Annotated in this window: 1 pseudogene; it reads right to left on the reverse strand. The window is 68.7% G+C overall.

The window, feature by feature from the left end:
- Positions 1-214, reverse strand: a pseudogene (locus GYA94_RS27230) (FAD-binding oxidoreductase); the annotation flags it as partial.

Consider the following 214-nt stretch of genomic DNA (forward strand, 5'->3'; position numbering starts at 1 on the left):
CCAGCAAGGTACCGCCGCCGGGTGCCCAGCGCGCCTCCTTGGCCGACGCCGCAAAGTACACCGGTACTGGCTCGCTGGCAGCGGGTGGCTGCTGCAAGGCAGGCTGGTCGGCGTGCGGGTGCCGGCGCAACGTCGACGGCCCGAACGCTTCTGCGTGAATCCGCGCATCCGGCACATGCACGCCGCGCAACCCTTCATACAAGTCCTGGGTAAA

The sequence above is a fragment of the Pseudomonas juntendi genome, from assembly GCF_009932375.1.
GTDB classification, from domain to species: Bacteria; Pseudomonadota; Gammaproteobacteria; order Pseudomonadales; family Pseudomonadaceae; genus Aquipseudomonas; species Aquipseudomonas juntendi.